The sequence below is a fragment of the Piscinibacter defluvii genome, from assembly GCF_004011805.1.
Classification (GTDB): domain Bacteria; phylum Pseudomonadota; class Gammaproteobacteria; order Burkholderiales; family Burkholderiaceae_C; genus Piscinibacter; species Piscinibacter defluvii.
In genome coordinates this window covers 1-17,187 of the sequence record NZ_RCHJ01000041.1, presented here as the reverse complement: position 1 = coordinate 17,187, position 17,187 = coordinate 1, and the positions used below count along the sequence as shown (strand labels likewise).

Here is a 17,187-nt window from a genome sequence, read left to right as displayed (position 1 = left end):
CAGCCGCCGGGGGACTGGCTCTACAGCGTGGGCGGGCGCCCGGTGCTGGTGCTGTGGGGGCATGCGGCGCCGGGCACGGTGGTGGCACCCGCAGCCGCAGCCGCACCGGTGGCGGCCGCGGCGGCAGCCACGGCGCCGCCGGCCGCCGGTGCCCCCGTGGTGCCGCCGCCGGCCGCTCCTGCGGCGGCGGCCGCGGTCGGCTCCGGCGGCTGGAAGCGCTGGCTGCTGTGGGCGCTGCTGGCGCTGGTGCTGCTGTACCTGCTGTTCTTCGCCTGGAAGCGCTGCAGCGAGTCCCCGGTGGCCGACGCCGGCCTGGCCGAGCAGATCGCCCAGGCCGAGGCGCGCAACCGGGCGCTCGAGGAGGAGCTCGCCGCCAAGCGCAACGCCAAGCCTCTGCGCGCCTGCGTGGTCGACCCGGTGCCGCCGGCGGCCTCCGCGCCGGAGCCGATCGCCTCCGCGCCCGAGCCGCCCGCCTCGCAGCCGGCGCCGCCCAAGCCCGACCTGAAGCAGCGCATCGCCGAGGCCGGCAAGGACTGCAAGGCGCTCGCCGCGATGCTGAAGAACGAGCCCGAACTGAAGGGCAACAGCGCACAGGCGAACGCGCTGAAGCAGCAGATCCTGGGCACGATGGCGAAGCACTGCCGCGACGAGGCGATCCGCGAGGCGAAGAACATGTGCCCGGGCCAGCGCCCCAAGGAGCTGGCGCCCGACATGGCGATCGTGTTCGATGCCTCCGGCTCGATGGACTTCAGCGTCGACGTGTCGGACGCGCAGATCAAGCAGCAGGCCGGCGCCGCCGCGGCCGAGGCGCTGATGCGCCAGTTCGGCCTGGGCGGCCTGGCCGGCCCGGCCGGCAATGCGGCGCTGGAGCGCTTCAAGCGCGAGCCCAAGCGCATCACGGTGGCCAAGCGCGCCGCGCTGGGTGTGGTGCAGCGCCTGCCCTCGGACCTGAACACCGGCCTGGTGCTGGTCGAGCAGTGCCCGAACGCGCGCAGCATGGGCATGTACGGGCCGGGCCAGCGCGGCGCGCTGATGGGGCAGATCCAGGGCATCGAGCCGCGCGGCGGCACGCCGCTGGCCGACGGCATCGAGAAGGGCGGCGCGCTGGTCGACGGCGTGACCAAGGACTCGACCATCGTGATCATCTCCGACGGCGTCGAGAGCTGCGGCCGCGACCCCTGCGCCGTGGCCGCGGCGCTCAAGCGCGCCAAGCCGCGGCTGAAGATCAACGTGGTCGACATCACCGGCACCGGCGCCGGCAACTGCGCCGCTCAGATCACCGGCGGTCGCGTGTTCACCGCGCGCAACGCGGCCGAGGTGGTGGAGCAGATGAACCGGGCCACGCAGGATGCGATGGCGCCGGCCGGCTGCAAACCTTAGCTCTTCGTGAGCCCGGCCAGCGCGGCCTCGAGTTCCTTCTTGCGGCGCTCGAGTTCCTTGAGCCGCGCCTCCTTGGCCGCATCGGCCTTGGCGTCGGGCGCGGCGAAGGCGTCGCCCTTGTTCTGCAGGTCGACCGACTGGGTCTCGGCCTTGACCGCGTCCATTTCCTTCTTCAGCTCGTTGTAGCGCGCCTGCGAGACCTGCTTGGCCTTGAGCGCGCTGGCGAGCGCGGCGTCCTGCTTCTTCAGGTCCGACTCGAGGGCGCGGATGCGCTTGTTGTTGCGCTCGATCTCGCGCTCGCGCTGCAGCTTCTGGTCCTGGAGCGAAGTGTTCTGCGCCTGCGCGGTGGCCAGGTCGGTCTTCGCAGCGGCGATGTCGCGCTCCTGCTGGCCGCCGGCGGCGGTGTTGCGCTTGGCGTCGAGGTAGGTGTTGGCAGCGCAGCCCGAGAGCAGCAGCGCGGCTGCCGCCAGCAGCGGCGCGGGACGACGGTGATTCATGCGTGGGCTCCGCTCAGGCACGGGAAACCGCGAGCGCGCGGTTGTAGTCGGCGATGTTCTGCTCGAGCTGCGCCACCTGCCGGTTCATGCGCGCGATCTCGGCGTCCAGGTCGCGCCGCTCCTGCGGCGTGCCGGCGAACTTGGCCGAGGCCTGGGTGTACTGGTCGCGGGTCTTCTTGGCCTGCGTCAGCGTGCCGTTCATCGACTCGATGTTCTGCACCTCGCGCTGGCGCGCCGCCTCGGCCTGCTCGGTGCTGATGCGCTTGGCCTTCAGGTCGTTGCCCAGCGAGGCCAGGCGCGCCTTGCCTTCGTTGAGCACGGCGCCGGAGCTGTCGAGGTAGGCCTGCAGCTTCTGGTTGTCCTGCCGCACGTCGGCGGCGGCGGCCTGCAGCGCACGGATCTCGCTGCGGCCGGCCTGCTCCTTCTTGGCCGTGACGTAGCCGTCGATGCCGCCGATGGTGCCGCCGACCACCGCGCCGCCCACCGCGGCGTTGCGCACTTCCTTCTTGTTGCCGCCGGTGGCCAGCGCAATCAGCGCCCCCGCGGCCGCACCGGCCAGCGCACCGGTGACGATGCCGCCGATCACGGTGTTGTTGAAGCGCTCGGAATCGGCGCGCATCTGCTGCTCGGCCGGCGTCAGCTGCGGGGCCGGCGCGCCGCTGCCCTGGGTCGAGCCGGTCTGCATCGGCCCGGTCGTCTGGCAGGCACTCAGCGTGACGAGCATGGCCGAGGCCACCGCAGTGCAGATCAGACGTTGCGTGAAGAGCGATCTCATTTCCGGGTTCCTTCGAGCTTGGCCAGTTCGGTCACCAGCGCCGCCTTGTCGACCGGCTTGCCCGAGCGAACGCCCTGGCTGGTGCGGACGACCAGATCGACCAGCGGTCCGTAGCCCGGCACGTTGCGGGCCTCGAACTCGCGCTTGAGGATCTCTCCCTGGGCAGTGGTCGAAGGCGCGGGGAAATCTAGACCGATCTGTTTCAGGGTGTCAATCATGTAGTTGAGGGTCGCATCGAGGTTGGACTTGCTGGCCGCGAGGTTGGCCTCGGCGTCCTTCTGCAGCTGGCCGGTGAGCAGCTTGACCGTGGCCTCGGACTGGCGGATGCGCCGCTGGTCTTCGATGATCTTCTGCGCCAGGTAGGCCCCGACGCGGATCTCGCTCTTGGCCGAGCGGTCGCGCTGCTCGTTGCGGGTCTGGATGTTGGCCTTGATGACGCCGCCCACGCCCTCGATGCGCTTCTTCAGCGCCGGGTCGCTGACCGCCTTGGCCAGCGCCTCGACCTCCTTGACCGGATCGGCCAGCGCCTGGGCCGCCGCGCCACTGTCGGACGACGGCAGCTTCTCCCACGCCGTGCGCACCGCCTGCAGTCGCGCGGGCGTGGGCAGCGAGCCCGGCACCAGCACCAGGCGGAAGCCGGTGGCCTTGTCGCGCCGCTCGCCGTTCTTGTCCACCGGCACGTACTCGGTGCGCGCGGCGGCGCGGATGTCGGCCAGCGCGGTGCGGAAGTCGCCGCCCTTGACCGTGTAGCCGCCCGCCTGACCGTGCAGGCGCGAGTGCTTGTTCAGGCGGAAGGCATCGAGCACGAACTCGCCGGCATTGCCCAGCATGTCGTGCAGGCCGAGCGGGTTGGGCTTGAGCAGGCCGACCGCGTTCAGCTCGTTGTTCGACGAGTCGGTGCCGGCATGCCAGACGTAGCGCTGCGCGCCCTCGGGCATCGGGAACATCGGCTGCTCGAAGGTGGCCGCGTCCACCGCCACGCCGCCGCGGGCGGCGAACTCCCACTCGGCCTCGGTGGGCAGGCGCACGAACCCGGGCGCACCGTCCTCGGCGGGCAGCTTGGCCAGCGCGTTCTTCACCAGCCACTCGGAGTAGCGGCCGGCGAAGTAGGCGGCCTCGTTCCAGCTCAGCGCGGTCTTCGGCAGCCGGCCCTCGTCCTTGACGGCCGGGCAGGCAGCACCGAGCGCGTCGTACTGCAGCGCAGTGACCTCGTACTTGCCGATCAGGAAGTAGCGCTGGTTCTTGGTCGCGGTGTCGACGAAGCCGCCGCCGACGTAGTCGTTGCGGCTCGCCTCCACGTAGCCGAAACGCGGCTCGGGCCCGCCGAGCTGCACGCGCCGGTCGTCCAGCACGTCGGCGCTCGGGATGACGACGCGGCGGAACGCCATCGCGCCGCCGCAGGGCATGGGCAGCAGCAGGTCGTCCTTGGCCGGCGCGGGGTTGGACTGCGCCGGCGGCCAGGGCGACTGCGCCCAGGCCGCCAGCGGCAGCAGCAGCGCGGCGCCGGCGCGCCAGCGGATGCGGTGTGGGTCATTGCTCGCGCAGTTCATCGGCAGCCTCCACGTTCGATGCACGCCACCCGCCCGCCAGGGCCGGCAGCACGGAAATGATCACGGCGGCCAGCGTGCCGGCGGCCACCCCGGCCCCGCCCAGCCGCACCGCCGCCTCGCCCACCGCCAAGTGGGCGGCGAAGTAGGTGTTGATCGCCAGCGCCGCCAGAGCGTAAACGCCCAGCGCCAGCAACGCGCCGACCAGTGCCACCGCGACGGAATGCACACAGGGCAGCGCCACCAGCCAGGCGCGGCCATGGCCGGTGAGCTTGAGCAGCGCGTACTCGCGCCGCTTGCGGCGCAGGTCGGCGATCTGCAGCGCGGCCAGCGCGATCACCGCGCCGCTCAGCGTGATCGCCGCGACGAGCCCGAGCACGGTGCGCAGGTTGCGCTGCAGGCCGAGCGTGGCGGCGATCTCGCGCGCGCGGGTGTGGGTCGACACGCCCTCGGACTCGAGCCGCGCCGCCAGCGACTCGACCTCGCGGATCGAGCTGGCGTAGAGACGGAACATCGGGTGCACCGCGCGCGGCGGCGGCGGGCCCGAACCGGCCTCGCCCAGGCCCTCGACGCGGTAGCCGTCGCGCCAGGACTCGATCGCCTCCAGCAGCGCCGGCGCGGCCAGCGCGGCGCGGCCGTCGGAAGCGGCCAGCGGCAGCACGCCGGCCACCGTGACCGCCAGCGCCGCGGTCTCGCTGCGGCCTTCGCGTTCGCGCTGCAGCGGCAGGGTGAGCGCCGTGCCGGCCTGCGCGTTCAGGCGCCGCGCGGCCTCCGCGGTCAGCACCAGGCCGCGGCCGGTGGGCGGCGCGGCGCCGGCCAGCAGCGGGTCGCCCGCGGCGGTGGCGCGCAGGTCGACCGCCACCGGCGCGTTCGCGGCCTCGCTGAACAGTTCCACCAGCGCGGCGGCCGAGCGCACCGTCGGGATCACGAAGCCCACCTCGGGCCAGCGCCGCACACGCTCGAACCAGGCCGCGTCGAAGCGGTTCGCGCCGGTGGCCGCGGGCACCAGCTCGCGCATCAGCGGGTCGCGGTCCTGGCGTTCGATCAAGGTGCCGATCACGCCGCGCTCCAGGCCCCACAGCGTCCACAGCGGCGCCAGCGTCGCAGCCAGCACGCAGGCGGCACAGGCAGCAAGCCAGCGTTCGTGCCACAGGTCATGCCAGGCCAGGCGCAGCAGCTGGCCGAGGCGCAGTGCCGGCCGCCCGCTCATGCAGCGTCCTCCAGCACCACCGCGTGCTGCTGCACCACGCAGGCGCGCAGCGGCACGCCCTTGTCGCGCAGCAGGTCGAGGTCGTGGCTGACGATCACCAGCGCCGCGCCGCTGTCGCGCGCCAGCGAGAGCAGCAGGTCGAGCGCCGCGGGCGCATGGTCGACGCCGAGCGAGGCGGTCGGCTCGTCGGCCAGCAGCAGCGCGGGTCGGTGCGACAGCGCCCGCGCGATCGCCACGCGCTGGCGCTGGCCGATCGAGAGCTGGGCGGGGCGGCGCTCGCCCAGGCCGCGCAGATCGAGCGCGGCGAGCAGGTGCTGCACCCAGGCCTCGTCGCGTGCGCCGAGCAGGCGCTGCGCGAGGCGCACGTTCTCGAGCACCGTGAGGCTGGGCAGCAGCCCGCCGGTCTGCAGCACCACGCCGACGTGCGCGGCGCGCAGCGCGGTGCAGGCATCCACGTCGTCGCGCTGCCAGAGCGCGGCGACGTCGCTGCCCTGCAGCACGAAGGCGCCGAGGCGGCTCGGCCGGCGCAGCAGCGCGAGGACGTCGATCAAGGTGCTCTTGCCGCAGCCCGAGGGCCCGACGATGCCCAGCACCTGCCCGGGCGCAAGCGCGAGCGTGCCGACCTCGATCGCGAACGCCCCGTCGCCGGCGCGCTGGTAGCGCAGGCCCTCGAGGCGGAGTACGTCCGCCATCAGGGCAGCGAGTCGATCGGGACCGGGAACACCTTGTCGCCGTCGGAGGCCGCCGGGTTCAGCTTGACCCAGCGGTCGACGTCGTCGTGGAAGCGCTGGTACAGCGCGACCAGCGACTTCAGGTTGTCGATGATGGCCTGCGACTGGCCGACGCTCATGTTGGTCCAGGTCGAGAAGTCGATGCCCATCACCTGGCTCTGGTAGGGCAGGCCCTCGAGGTACTCGCCCATCAGGCCGGCCTCCTCCAGGTTCTTCGCCTTGCCCTGGCCGAGCTTGCTCGGGTCTCGCCCCATCGCCACCGCGGCGCTGCGCAGCTGGTTGAAGAAGCTGCCCGGATCGAGCTGGGTCTTCTCGTAGGCCTCGACCAGGCGGCGCACGGTGGACTGCAGGTCCGACAGCTGGTTCTTGGTCAGCAGCACACGCACCGTGAAGGCCGGGATCTCGCGATTGCGCACATCGCGGTCGCTCGCCCAGGCCTCGAACATCGCGGGCGACTTGACACCCTGCTGGCGGCCGAGGAAGGCGAGCACCATCGCGCGGCCGACCGCATCCACCGACTCCTGCACCGCGTCGGCCTTGGCGGCCGCCGGCGCGGCGGCCGGTGCGGCGAGTGTCTTCTGCGGCGCCTTGACCTGCTCCACGAGCGCCGTGGCCATCTGCTTCACACCGGCCTCGAAGCGCGCCGGGTCGCCCGCCTCCACCGGAAAGTACAACGGGCCCTTGCCGGGCCAGTCCGACAGGCGCTTGTACTGCGCCTCGCCGAGCGCATGGTCGGCCTTGCCCTCGGGGGTCTTCAGGTGCATCGCGTAGATCGCGACACCGCGTTCCTGCGCATGGGCGCGCATCTGGGCGGTCGACAGCCGGGTCGAGGCGAGCGGCGAGTTGCCCTCGCGCGCGCTCGCATCGCTGATGTAGACCACGTAGCGGCCGCCGAAGTTGTTCCAGTTGATCTTGCGCAGTGCCTCGTCGAGCGCGGCGTAGCCGTCCTCGGCGAAGGCCCGCGTCGAGCTGGCGGTGGCCTTGACCCCCTGCGTGGCGGCCATGAACTGTTCCCGCGTCGCGGTTTGGTTCGGGTCGGCGAAGATCTTCGACAGGTACTCCACGCCCTTGGTCTTGGCCGGGTCGTCCTGGTAGGCCACCAGGCCGAAGCGGATGCGGCTGGCCACCTTGGCGGCCTCCGCCTGGCGCAGCACTTCCTCCATCGCCGCACGCGTGCGGTCGATGTAGGGCTGCATCGACGAGCTGGCGTCGATCACGAACACCACCGCGGCATTGAAGTTGTCGATGCCGGTGCTGTTGTCGACGGCCTGCGCGGGCTGCGCCACCGGCGCGTCGCGTGTCACCGAGGCCACCTTGACCACGCGCGCGCGGTGGCCGGTCTTCAGCACGGTGGAGGCGGCCTCGAGCACCGGCAGCAGGTAGAACTGCTTCTGCAGGTCGACGAACCTGTCGGGCTCGGCGGCGATCACCGGGTGCGTCGGCCCGAGGTTGCCCTTGGCGCCGATCTCCTTGAGCAGCTTGCCGGTCTCGGCGGCGGCGTTGTCGGCATTGACGAAGTCGGTCAGGCCCTGGCGCTCGCGGAAGAACAGCACGCGCTGACGGTTGGTCGGCACCGCGAAGCTGAGCGTGATCATGTGCCTCCAGGGCACCGTGGCATCGGCCGACAGCCAGCCCTGGGTCTTGCCGTCGCTGCCCGCGCCCACCAGCAGCCAGGGCTTGCCGCCGGCGTCTGCCCGTTCGTAGACGAAGAACACCGAGAACGGCTCGAGCGGCTTGCCCGCGGCATCCCCCGCCTTGGCGGCGAGCAGCGCGCCGGGGCGCGTGAGCACCTTCTGGAACAGCGTCTTCTTGCCGTCCATCAGCAGCGGCGCCTTGCCCTGCGCCCACAACGGCGGCGCGCTCAGCGAACCGCCCAGCCCGGCCAGCGCGACCAGCTCGCGGCGTCGGATCGGCATCTCGTCGTTCTCCCTGAAGTCAGCGCGCGAGTTCTTCCTTGGCCAGCGCATTGCCCTGCTCGGCCGCCTTGCGCAGCCAGGCCAGGCCCTGCTCGGGGCCGTCGGCCGCATCGGTGCGGCCGAGCTTGAGCAGCATGCCGTAGCGGTACTGCGATTCGGGGTCGCCGGCCTCGGCGGCCTGCCTGTGCCAGCGCGCCGCCTCCGTCGGGTTGGGCGCCGGCAGCGGGCTCTTCTCCTTGGACCAGGTGTCCGGGTCGTAGAAGGTGCCGAGCACCCGCGCCGCGCCGTTGTCGCCCTTGTCGGCGGCGTAGCGGTAGAGCAGGAACTGGCAGTCGAGCAGCTCGCCCTTGCCGGCGAGCTTGTCGGCCTCGGCCTTGGCGGCGGCCGGCTCGGGGTTGCCCGCCACCAGTCGGCGGCAGGCGTCCATCGTCATCGCCTGCCCCGGCGCACCCGGCATCAGGTAATAGCCCGCCACGCCGCCCACCAGGGCCAGCAGCACCACCACCGGGATCAGCCACTTCTTCCCTGAAGGCGCCGGGGCCGGCGGCGGATCGATGGGCGGCTCAACCCGCGGCGGATCCACCGGCGCCTCGAACACCGGCTCGGCCGGCACCACCGCCTCCACCACCGGCGCCGGGGCCGCCTCGACCACCGGCGGCAGCGGGTCGGCCGCGCCCATGGGCGGCGCCACCAGCGGGCCGCGCGGGCCGGCCGGCGGCATCCAACCCTGCGGTTTGCTGGTCGGCCGGCGCAACGCCGCCGGCACGGTGAACACCTCGTCGAGCTCCACGCCCTCGGCCTGGCGCAGGCGCAGCTTGTAGGGCTGGTTGGCGCGCAGGTGGTAGCTCACGCCGTAGTCGATCTCGAGCCACAGCGCGTTGCCCTGGCGCCGCGGGGCGAGCGGGTGGAAACGGTAGACCGAGGTGCTCCAGGGCTCGTCCGGGTTGCGCGGGTCGAGGTAGCGCTCGGTCGGCCCGGGCTGGATGATCGAAATCTCCAGGTCCTCGGGCCGCGTCAGCGGCGCCACACCGGGCCCGCTGACCTGGAAGGCGGCGGTGCCGGGCGGATGCTGGTCGATCTGGATCAGGCGGGTCGGCATGGTGCGCGGCGGTGAGTCTGCGAGCGGATGTTAACGGCGCTTAACGGCGATCAGCGGCGACCCCGCCGCACTACGCCTTGACCTGCGTGGCCGGCGCCATCTCGACCAGGATGTCGCCCAGCGCGCGGTTGTCCTCCTCCTCGATCTCGCGGCCGCCGGCGAAGCTGATGTTGTCCAGGCCGAGCTGGCGCAGCGCCACGCCCCAGTCGAGGAAGTAGTCGCGCTCCAGCGGCGCACGCGTCGGCCCGAGCGCGGGGATCGAGCCGCGCGGCGGCAGCGGCGGTGCCGGGAACACGCCGCGCAGGCGCGGCTTGGGCGGCTCGGGCACCGCCGGGCGCTCGAGCGCCGGCAGCTCGCCGAAGCCGAGGTGCGAGACGTAGTCGTTGATGATCATCGCGGCGATGCCGGCGGCGCGGTCGGCCACCTCGTCCCAGCGCACGTTGGCCGCCGCCACCTGGGTGCGGATGCGCTCGGCGATGCGCTCGATCAGCTGGTTGCGGTGCGCGCCGATCACCAGTTCGTCGGCCAGCGCGATGACCAGCGGCGCGTCCAGGCCCATCGCCGTCAGCGCCTGGGCATCGCTCGCCAGGCCGCGCACGCGCTCGGTCCACAGGTTCAGCACGTGGGTGGCGAAATGGTCGGAGCGGTCGCGCTGGCGGCGCGGCGGCGGCGGGGCCGCGACGGCCTGCGCGCTCGCCTCGGTGGAGGTGTCGGCCCAGGGGTCGTCCCAGGGGTCGGCCTCGGCGCCGGCCTCGGCCGCCTCGGCCGGGGCCACCTCCTCGATCTTCAGCGAGGCCACGTTGAGGAACGCGCCGCGCACGTCCGCCTCGACCAGCTTCATGCAGGCCAGCAGCTGCGCGAAGTTGCGGAACGCACGGTCGTTGCAGACCTTGTAGAGCCGGCGCCGCAGGTTCATCAGCTCGGCTTCCTTCTCCTTGCGCGAGGCGTCGTCGCCGGCCTGGTAGAAGCGCCGCAGCCGGCCGTCCAGCAGCACCGCCATGTCGACCAGCCGGCCCGCGAGCTGGCGCGTCTTGAGCGTCGGCGAGAGCACGCGCTCGAGCTGCTCGACCAGGAAGCTGACGCCGCCGTCGTTGAAGCTCATCGCCGAGTCCCACGACAGGCCGGGGTCGCGGAAGTGCTTCTTCGCCTTCTCGCCTTCCAGCAGGCCGGCGCGGTTGGCGGCCAGCCGCTCGCGCGCCTGCGCGGCGATGCCGGTCTCGCGCCGCTCCTTGCCCTCGCCGGCGTACTCGAACACGCCGTCCAGCGGGAACTCCGGGTTGCGCAGGAAGAAGGTGTTGTTGAAGGGCTGGCCGTTCCAGTCCTGCAGCCAGTCCTCCTGCTTGTAGAGCTGGTACATCGAGGCCTCCAGGCGCGTCTCGATGCGGTTGCGCAGCGCCTCGGGCGTGTCGCCCGGCTTGGGCATCAGCTCGATGTCGAACTTGGTCAGCACGAAGAACAGCGCGCAGGCGAGCTTCGAGCGCGCGACGGCCGTGTCGCCATGCGTCTGCGCGACCCAGTGGCGCACCAGCGAGCTGAGGTCCTTCACCTCGGCGTTGGAGGGCGGCATGCACAGCAGCATGCAGGTCAGCTCGCGTTCCTCGGTGTAGCGCTGGAACAGGTACGAGACCTTGCCGCGCCGCACCATGTTGCGCACGCACTCGCTGCGCTTGTCGGGCTCGGGCGGCAGGTCGAGCATCTGCTCGCGCGAGCGCGCGCCGGGGAAGTCGAGCAGGTCGGTGTGCTCGAAGAAGGCCCAGGGCTGGTGCGCCATCACGATGCGCAGCTCGGCCACCAGCGCGCACAGCGTGGCGCGCGGGATCTCCACCGGCCGGCCGTCCGCGCCCTTGGCGTCCACCGGCAGCACCTTGAGCAGGTCCTTCTGGTCCTCCGGCGTGCCGAGGTGGTCCTTCAGGATGTCGACGTCGATGATGCTGCGCGCGCGCGGGATCAGGCACTCGATCGTCGCGCGTGCATTGGCGGCATGGCCGAGCTTGTCGAGCGCAGCCTGCATCAGCACGAACAGCTCGGTGATGTCCTTGCCCTTCGCGCCGCCCCACAGCAGCGCGTAGAGCTCGGTGCGCTGCGGCGTGCCCAGGCGGTGGCCGAAGCGCGTCAGCGCGTCCCAGTAGCCGGCGCGCGACAGCGGGCCGATCGAGGTCGAGTAGTTCGCCTTGAAGTACTCGCCGATGTCGAACATCAGGATCTCGTCCAGGTGCGGCTGCACCGGACCGGCGGCCGCCTCCAGGCGCACCAGCACGCTGCGGATGTCCTCCTCGCTGGGCAGGCCGAGCTTGCGGTTGTGCTGGTCGAAATCGGACAGGAAGCTGTTGCCCAGGATCTTCACCAGGTCGGTCTCGGTCAGCAGGCGCAGCTCCACCGGGAAGGCCGTGTCCTTCGTGCCCTTGACGATGGTGAAGCGGGTGACCAGGCCGGTGGCCTCCTTGCCGCCCTCGGGGTTGATCTCCTGGATGAAGTTGGTCAGCCGGCCGGGGAAGTCGACGATCAGCGGCTGGTCGCGGCTCTTGCCGAGCACCGAGACAAGGTAGGACTTGCCGGCCTGGCTCGGCCCGAACACGCCCGCGCTGTTGCGCCGGCCGGACGAGGAGGCGAGCTTGCGCGCCAGGTTCTCGGCGCGCCGCGTGGCCTCCACCAGCGAGTGCTCCTCGTTGGCCACCGAGGTGGCGCTCTGCGCCAGCCGGCCGACCCAGCCGCGTGCCTTGCGGCTGGCGGATTCGAGCGCCTTGGCGCCGTCGTGCAGGGCTTGTTGGATCGGGTCGATCATCGCTTTAGCTCCCGAGCAGGATGCCGGTGTCCAGCCAGTAGCCCTGCTGGTGGCTGATGGTCTGCAGACGCAGGCGCAGCTTGTCCTTCGGCACGGTGCGGTCCTCGCGGTCCTTCACGCCCATGATCTCGAGGTTGGGGTTGTCCAGGTACTCCTCGCCGGTGACCTTGTTGGTCACCTTGCGGCCGGCGCGCTTGAGCGTGATGCGCAGCGGCGTCTGCGGGTTCAGCGCACGCGCCTCGTCGGGCGAGGCGTAGTCGATGTGGTAGAGCCGCGAGCCCGGCCACCAGTCCACCGGCAGCTGGCGGAAGCCCAGCGGCATCGGCCCGCGGAACTCGAAGGCACGGTCCTCGGGCAGCGCGTAGTTGACGTTGTCCAGGTCCAGGTCGTCGAAGAACTCGTCGTCCTTCAGCAGCCGGTTGCTCTGGTCGAGCTTGCCGAAGTAGCGCGCGGTCGAGCGCGGGCGCAGCTGGTCGGAGCGGAAGTTGAAGTTCTGCAGACCGCCGTTGCCCAGCAGGCAGATCATCGCGCCCACCGCGGCAGTGGTCTTGGGGTCGCCCACCGTGGCGCGGAAGTCGCGGAACGGGTACCACTGGCCGACCCGGAACAGGTGCAGCGGCAGCACGCGGTGCGAGGGCAGCGCCGCGCTCTCCTCGAGGATCGCGCGCACCGCCGGCAGGCGCGAGGTGCGGCCCGAGAGGATCAGCATGTCGCAGCGGTAGCGGTGCACGATCTCGCCCAGCGCCTGCAGCATCTCGAGGAACACGCTGCGGATGGTGCGGTCGACGTCGGGCAGCGAGATCTCGAACTCCATGTCCTGCAGCCGGAAGTCCTTCGCGCCGAACTTGCCGAGTTCGGTGTTGAAGTAGCTCAGCAGCTCGGGCGTGGGCAGCGTGTCCAGGGTGAAGAAGTCGGCGAAGCGGCGCACCGTCACCGGCGCCGGCTGCAGCGCGTCGTAGCCCTCGTACTCGGCCAGCAGGCCGAGTGCGATCGGCGCGGCGATCTGCGCCGCGAACTGCTGGCGCCGCACCAGCTCGACGGCCTTCATGTCGCCGCGGTCGCCGCCGATCAGCTGGTTGAGCGCGTAGTCGGCGCGTTCGCCCATGCCGAGCGCGCGCAGCTTCTTCAGGATCGGGTCGACCACGTGCTCGCGCACCACGCGCAGCAGCGCGTCGTCGCCGGCCAGGTTGAAGCCCTCGCGGAACTCCTGCAGCGGCGTGAGCGTGACGTTGGCGCCCGGCTTGCCGTCCACCGCCACCGAGGTCACCACCAGGTCGGTGGTGCCGCCGCCCAGGTCGATGGTGGCCAGGCGGAAGCCGTCGCCGGCGGCCGGATCGAGCTGGTTCTCGGGGTGGCGCACGCTGCGGAAGAAGGCCCGTGCATCGCCCGAGTAGTTGAGCGCCACCTGCGTGTACAGGTAGACCGCCTGCGTGGCGGTGGCCTCGTCCCACTGCAGGATGACCTCGGGCCCCTGGTCCTCGCGTTCGGCCCGGATGCGGCCCTCGGCGGTGTAGGCCATGTAGGCGCTGCCGTCGTCGCGGTACTGCAGTTGCGCCAGGCCGAGCGAGAGGTAGGCCATGTCGCGCGCCGCCTCGGCCTGCTCCTTCAGGATGTGGCGCTCGGCCAGCGGCATCGCGGTCGGCATGGTCATGATGATGCGGCGCAGCCGGCGCGGCAGGTTGGCATTGGCCGGGCGGCGCAGCCGGTGCATCGGCGAGTTCATCATCGAGATCGCCTGCACGAAGATCTCGGCCAGCGCGAAGGCGGTCAGGTTGCGCCGCGAGTACAGCGCGCGGATCGCCGGGAAACCCTTGTCGGGCTTGTGCGCCAGGGTGTAGGCGTCGATGCGGTGCAGCGGCTCGCCGAGGTCGTTGACCAGCGTGGTGAAGGCCACGCCGGTGGCGTAGTCGGACTGCCCGGCCTCGGTGGTGGCGGCGTTGAAGCGCCAGGAGTCGCGCCGCGCGTCCTCGTCCCACAGGTAGCGCTTCGGGCTCGACAGGCCCGACGAGCCTTCGGTGCCCGAGCGCCGCGCGGCCAGCCGCGCCGCCTCCACGCCGACGCGCACCACGGTCGGCCAGCCGAAGGCCTCGGAGCGGCCACTGCGGATCGACAGGTGGTCGCGCCCGAACTGCGCGCGCGCGAACTCGAAGCGGCTCGGGAACGGATCGTCGTAGACATGCTCGGCGCGGCTCAGGTCGCGCAGCTGCAGCTTGATCGACTTGGTGATGTCGACGCCCAGCGCCTCCGGGTCGGTCTCGATCAGCAGGCCGCAGCTGCGCGAGTTGCCGAGGTCGAGCACCAGGTCGACGTCGATCGGCGGCGTGCGCGGCTCGGTGATGCGGTCCACCAGCTGGAAGGCGGGCACGATGTCCAGGCTGTGCAGCAGGTCGACGAAGGCCTTGTAGCGCGCCACGTGCTCGTTGCTGCCCTGCATCTGGTCGTGCACCTCCTCGTCGGCGAGCGAACGCGCGCTGTACTGGCGGCGCCGGCGCTCCTCGCGCTCGAGCATCTCCTTGAAGGTCTCGTAGCACCAGTCCTTGACCCAGCTCTCGGCGTAGTACCAGTCCACCGCGTCCTGCGGGCCGGGCAAGGCGAACTTGTGGCCGTTGCGCGCGTCGCCCGGCGAGGGCGCGAGGTAGGCCTCGCTCTCGATGAACTCGAGCAGCGTGGTGTCGCAGGCGATCACCAGGCGGTAGGTGTTGCCGTCCGGGTCGGGCTCGTCGAGCTTGGCCAGGTAGGCACGCGCCCAGTTGGTCGGCCCGCGGTGGTAGCCCTGTGCCTCGCGCCGCAGCAGCGGCAGGGGCATCCAGACCCGGTTGAACATCTGCTCGAGCGACTTCAGGTCGGTCGAGTAGGACTCCACGCCGCGCGGCTCCTCGTCGCCGCGGCGCACGCACGGCGGCGTGTTCTCGTTGTTCAGCGTGGTGCGCGGGTCGAACCAGCCCCATTCGCGCGGCACCTCGCTGGTCTTGCCGATCGAGAAGCCGAAGTCGAGGAACTGCACCCCGGTGCCCGGGATGAGCGGCACGACCTCGTGGAATTTCATCAGTTCGTTGAATGCCATGGTGGGGCGTCCGTGTGCGGGTCAGGGCTGGCGGGTCACTGGCGCTTCATGCCCATGTAGTAGCGGCTGCCGTCGGCGTTGACACCGTAACACTGCGTCTGGCCGCTCTGCTCCTTCTGGCACTCGATCTTGGGGGCGCCGTAGGAGCTGCCGTCGTTGCACGGGATCGACTGGTTGCCCTGGATGCCGAGCTTGCCGCCGGCCATGCGCCCGGTCACCGGGCCCTGGCAGACCACGCCGTCGGGCCGGCGCACCGAGACCTCGCCCTGCCCGTCCTTGCCGAAGCGGAAGCCCAGGTCCAGCGGCTGCTGCGTGCGCTTGTCGACCAGCCCCTCGCCGGCCTTCCACTGGCCTTCGAGGAAGTCCATCTTCTTCTGCGCGTTCGGGTCGTCGGGCATCTTCATGTCCTTCGGGTTCGGCGGCGTCGGCGGGTCGGTCCGGGCCTTCGGGTCCTTCGGATCCGTGGGCGGCTTGGGCGGGTCGGTCTTGGGATCGGGCGGCGGCTCGGTCTTCGGCGGCTTGTCCTCGGGCGGCGGCTCCTTCTGGTCCGGCGGCACGGGCGGCTCGGTCTTCGGCTCCTTGCCCTCGGGCGGCAGGGCCAGGTCGGGCTGCGACGCACCGGGCAGCGGCGGCTCGGCGCCCGGCGGCGTTCCCGGCGGCACGCCGCCGTCCGGCCCGGTGCCACCCGGTCCACCCGGTGCACCCGGCAGGGCCGGCCCGCCCGGGCCCTCGGCACGCCGCTCCGGCGGCGGCTCGGAGGCCGCGTCGTCGGGCGGCGCCAGGCCGGGGATGGCGCGCTTCAGGTCGAGCCCGCCGCCGGGCACGCAGGCGCGCGGCAGGAGCAGCAGCAAGGCCAGCAGCAGCAGCGCGAGCAGCAGCCACAGCAGCCACCACCACCAGGGCCGCTTGCGCTTCTCCTCGACCGGCATGGCCGCCGGCAGCGGCTCGACCGGTGCCGGCGCGGCGGCGGACAGGCGCGGCGCGAGCAGCGCCGGGTCGACGGCGCGACCGTCCGGGTCGGTGAAGCCCCAGAACGCGATCACCGGCTGATCGCCGACGAAGAACAGGAAGTCGCCGCTGCCCGGCACCTTCATTGCCTGCTCGAGCAGGCTGGCGAACGCGGCCGCGCCACCCGGCGCCGGCGGCTGGCCGGGCGCGCTTGCCTGGCCCTGCGTGCGCAGCTGCTGCACGAATTCCACGAGCTGCCTGTGGATCTCGTCCAGCGCCTTCTGACCGGCCTCGAACTCCGCGCCCTGCAGGTCGAACAGCTTTCGCACCTCGCCGGGCACCTCGGCGCTCCAGCGCAGCTCGCCGGCATCGGCGTCGTAGACCGGCTTGGCGAAGTAGTTGGCGAAGCGCTCGCCCTTCTTCGAGCGCAGCATCGCGCGCATCTGCACGTAGCTCTGGTACGCCGGTTTGCCGAACGCACCGTAGGAGCGGTAGCGGTCGATCTTGTCGCGCGCAAGCAGCGCGCCGGTGGTCGGTGAGTTCATGGTGCTCCCACGGCCTGTTGTTCGTTGCGTGCCATCGGTCAAGGGCAGTTGGCGGTGCCGGCCGCCTCGCGCATCTTGCGGTTCATGTCCAGCGGATCGCCCGGGCTGAGCAGTCGCCCGCCGCCGGCCGAGGCGATGCATTGCAGCACCTGGCGGTCCTTGGGCGATTCGGACAGGTCGATGACGTTGATGGTGACATTCGGCTTGGCCGCTTTCACGGACCGTGCCACCGCGCAGGGATCGCCGCCACAGGAGTCTCCCCCATCGCTGACGATCACCAGCATGCTGGGCGCGGAGTCGGAGGCCACGGTGCCGGCGCGCCGGATCGCGTCGGCCAGCGGCGTGCCCTGCTTCGGCGCGAGGGCGTTGATCTCGCCGACCAGCGCGCCGCGCTCGGCCGAGGGATAGAAGCGGTCGCGCCGCACCTGGCCGCAGGCCGCGAAGTCGACCAGGCCGACGTCGACGTCCGACGGCAGCGCCCGCACCATGGACTCGGCGGCGCGCTTGGCGGCGTCGAGCCGGCTCGGGCTGCTGCCGAAAGGCTGGCGCATGCTGCCGGAGGCGTCGAAGATCATCACCACCTCCGGTTCGTCGCCCGGCCGGCGCGCGGTGCAGCCGGCCGGGCGCGCCGGTTCGGCGGCGGCGCGCGGGGGCTCGGCGGGCGCCGGGGCCGGCGCGGGCCGTGCGGCCGAG

General features: G+C 71.9%; 12 protein-coding genes. 1 reads left to right on the top strand and 11 read right to left on the bottom strand.

Annotated elements, in window-relative coordinates; genetic code table 11:
• A partial coding sequence (locus tag D9C15_RS33635; protein WP_164886949.1) for a vWA domain-containing protein occupies positions 1-1,380 on the top strand: 1,380 nt, incomplete at its 5' end.
• On the opposite strand, the gene D9C15_RS31990 is transcribed toward D9C15_RS33635, so the two are convergent.
• The 11 genes from D9C15_RS31990 to D9C15_RS31940 all read right to left on the bottom strand — a co-directional run.
• Complete coding sequence (locus D9C15_RS31990; RefSeq protein ID WP_127998884.1) at positions 1,377-1,877, bottom strand: hypothetical protein; 501 nt, start codon at positions 1,875-1,877, stop codon at positions 1,377-1,379. The genes D9C15_RS33635 and D9C15_RS31990 overlap by 4 nt on opposite strands.
• Before the next feature lie 13 nt (positions 1,878-1,890).
• On the bottom strand, positions 1,891-2,652 hold the full coding sequence (locus D9C15_RS31985; RefSeq protein ID WP_127998882.1) for a glycine zipper domain-containing protein: 762 nt from the start codon (positions 2,650-2,652) through the stop codon (positions 1,891-1,893).
• Positions 2,649-4,202 carry a formylglycine-generating enzyme family protein gene (locus D9C15_RS31980; RefSeq protein ID WP_127998880.1) on the bottom strand — a complete coding sequence of 518 codons (1,554 nt, stop codon included), beginning with the start codon at positions 4,200-4,202 and terminating at the stop codon, positions 2,649-2,651. Before D9C15_RS31980 ends, D9C15_RS31985 begins: the two co-directional genes overlap by 4 nt.
• Entirely contained in the window at positions 4,183-5,409 is a 1,227-nt protein-coding gene (locus D9C15_RS31975; protein WP_127998879.1) for an ABC transporter permease, read from the bottom strand. The genes D9C15_RS31980 and D9C15_RS31975 overlap by 20 nt, the downstream gene beginning before the upstream one ends.
• Positions 5,406-6,101, bottom strand: a complete 696-nt coding sequence (locus D9C15_RS31970; RefSeq protein WP_127998877.1) for an ABC transporter ATP-binding protein — start codon at positions 6,099-6,101, stop codon at positions 5,406-5,408. Before D9C15_RS31970 ends, D9C15_RS31975 begins: the two co-directional genes overlap by 4 nt.
• Positions 6,101-8,056, bottom strand: coding sequence for a vWA domain-containing protein (locus D9C15_RS31965; RefSeq protein ID WP_127998875.1), 1,956 nt, complete (start codon positions 8,054-8,056; stop codon positions 6,101-6,103). The genes D9C15_RS31970 and D9C15_RS31965 overlap by 1 nt, the downstream gene beginning before the upstream one ends.
• A gap of 19 nt (positions 8,057-8,075) precedes the next feature.
• Positions 8,076-9,155: a tetratricopeptide repeat protein gene (locus tag D9C15_RS31960; RefSeq protein ID WP_127998873.1), complete on the bottom strand. Its 1,080-nt coding sequence runs from the start codon at positions 9,153-9,155 to the stop codon at positions 8,076-8,078.
• 70 nt (positions 9,156-9,225) lie between these two features.
• Complete coding sequence (locus D9C15_RS31955) at positions 9,226-11,937, bottom strand: virulence factor SrfC family protein (RefSeq protein WP_127998871.1); 2,712 nt, start codon at positions 11,935-11,937, stop codon at positions 9,226-9,228.
• A gap of 4 nt (positions 11,938-11,941) precedes the next feature.
• Positions 11,942-15,001, bottom strand: a complete 3,060-nt coding sequence (locus D9C15_RS31950) for a virulence factor SrfB (protein ID WP_127998869.1) — start codon at positions 14,999-15,001, stop codon at positions 11,942-11,944.
• Between the two features lie 35 nt (positions 15,002-15,036).
• Positions 15,037-16,494 carry a hypothetical protein gene (locus D9C15_RS31945; protein ID WP_127998867.1) on the bottom strand — a complete coding sequence of 486 codons (1,458 nt, stop codon included), beginning with the start codon at positions 16,492-16,494 and terminating at the stop codon, positions 15,037-15,039.
• A 38-nt stretch (positions 16,495-16,532) separates the two neighbouring features.
• Positions 16,533-17,187 (bottom strand): vWA domain-containing protein (locus D9C15_RS31940; RefSeq protein WP_127998865.1); only part of this gene is annotated, 655 nt, incomplete at its 5' end.

Coding starts and splice junctions, on each gene's coding strand:
- D9C15_RS31990 (WP_127998884.1), bottom strand. CDS start 1,877: ATGAATCACCGTCGTCCCGCGCCGCTGCTGGCGGCAGCCGCGCTGCTG.
- D9C15_RS31985 (WP_127998882.1), bottom strand. CDS start 2,652: ATGAGATCGCTCTTCACGCAACGTCTGATCTGCACTGCGGTGGCCTCG.
- D9C15_RS31980 (WP_127998880.1), bottom strand. CDS start 4,202: ATGAACTGCGCGAGCAATGACCCACACCGCATCCGCTGGCGCGCCGGC.
- D9C15_RS31975 (WP_127998879.1), bottom strand. CDS start 5,409: ATGAGCGGGCGGCCGGCACTGCGCCTCGGCCAGCTGCTGCGCCTGGCC.
- D9C15_RS31970 (WP_127998877.1), bottom strand. CDS start 6,101: ATGGCGGACGTACTCCGCCTCGAGGGCCTGCGCTACCAGCGCGCCGGC.
- D9C15_RS31965 (WP_127998875.1), bottom strand. CDS start 8,056: ATGCCGATCCGACGCCGCGAGCTGGTCGCGCTGGCCGGGCTGGGCGGT.
- D9C15_RS31960 (WP_127998873.1), bottom strand. CDS start 9,155: ATGCCGACCCGCCTGATCCAGATCGACCAGCATCCGCCCGGCACCGCC.
- D9C15_RS31955 (WP_127998871.1), bottom strand. CDS start 11,937: ATGATCGACCCGATCCAACAAGCCCTGCACGACGGCGCCAAGGCGCTC.
- D9C15_RS31950 (WP_127998869.1), bottom strand. CDS start 15,001: ATGGCATTCAACGAACTGATGAAATTCCACGAGGTCGTGCCGCTCATC.
- D9C15_RS31945 (WP_127998867.1), bottom strand. CDS start 16,494: ATGAACTCACCGACCACCGGCGCGCTGCTTGCGCGCGACAAGATCGAC.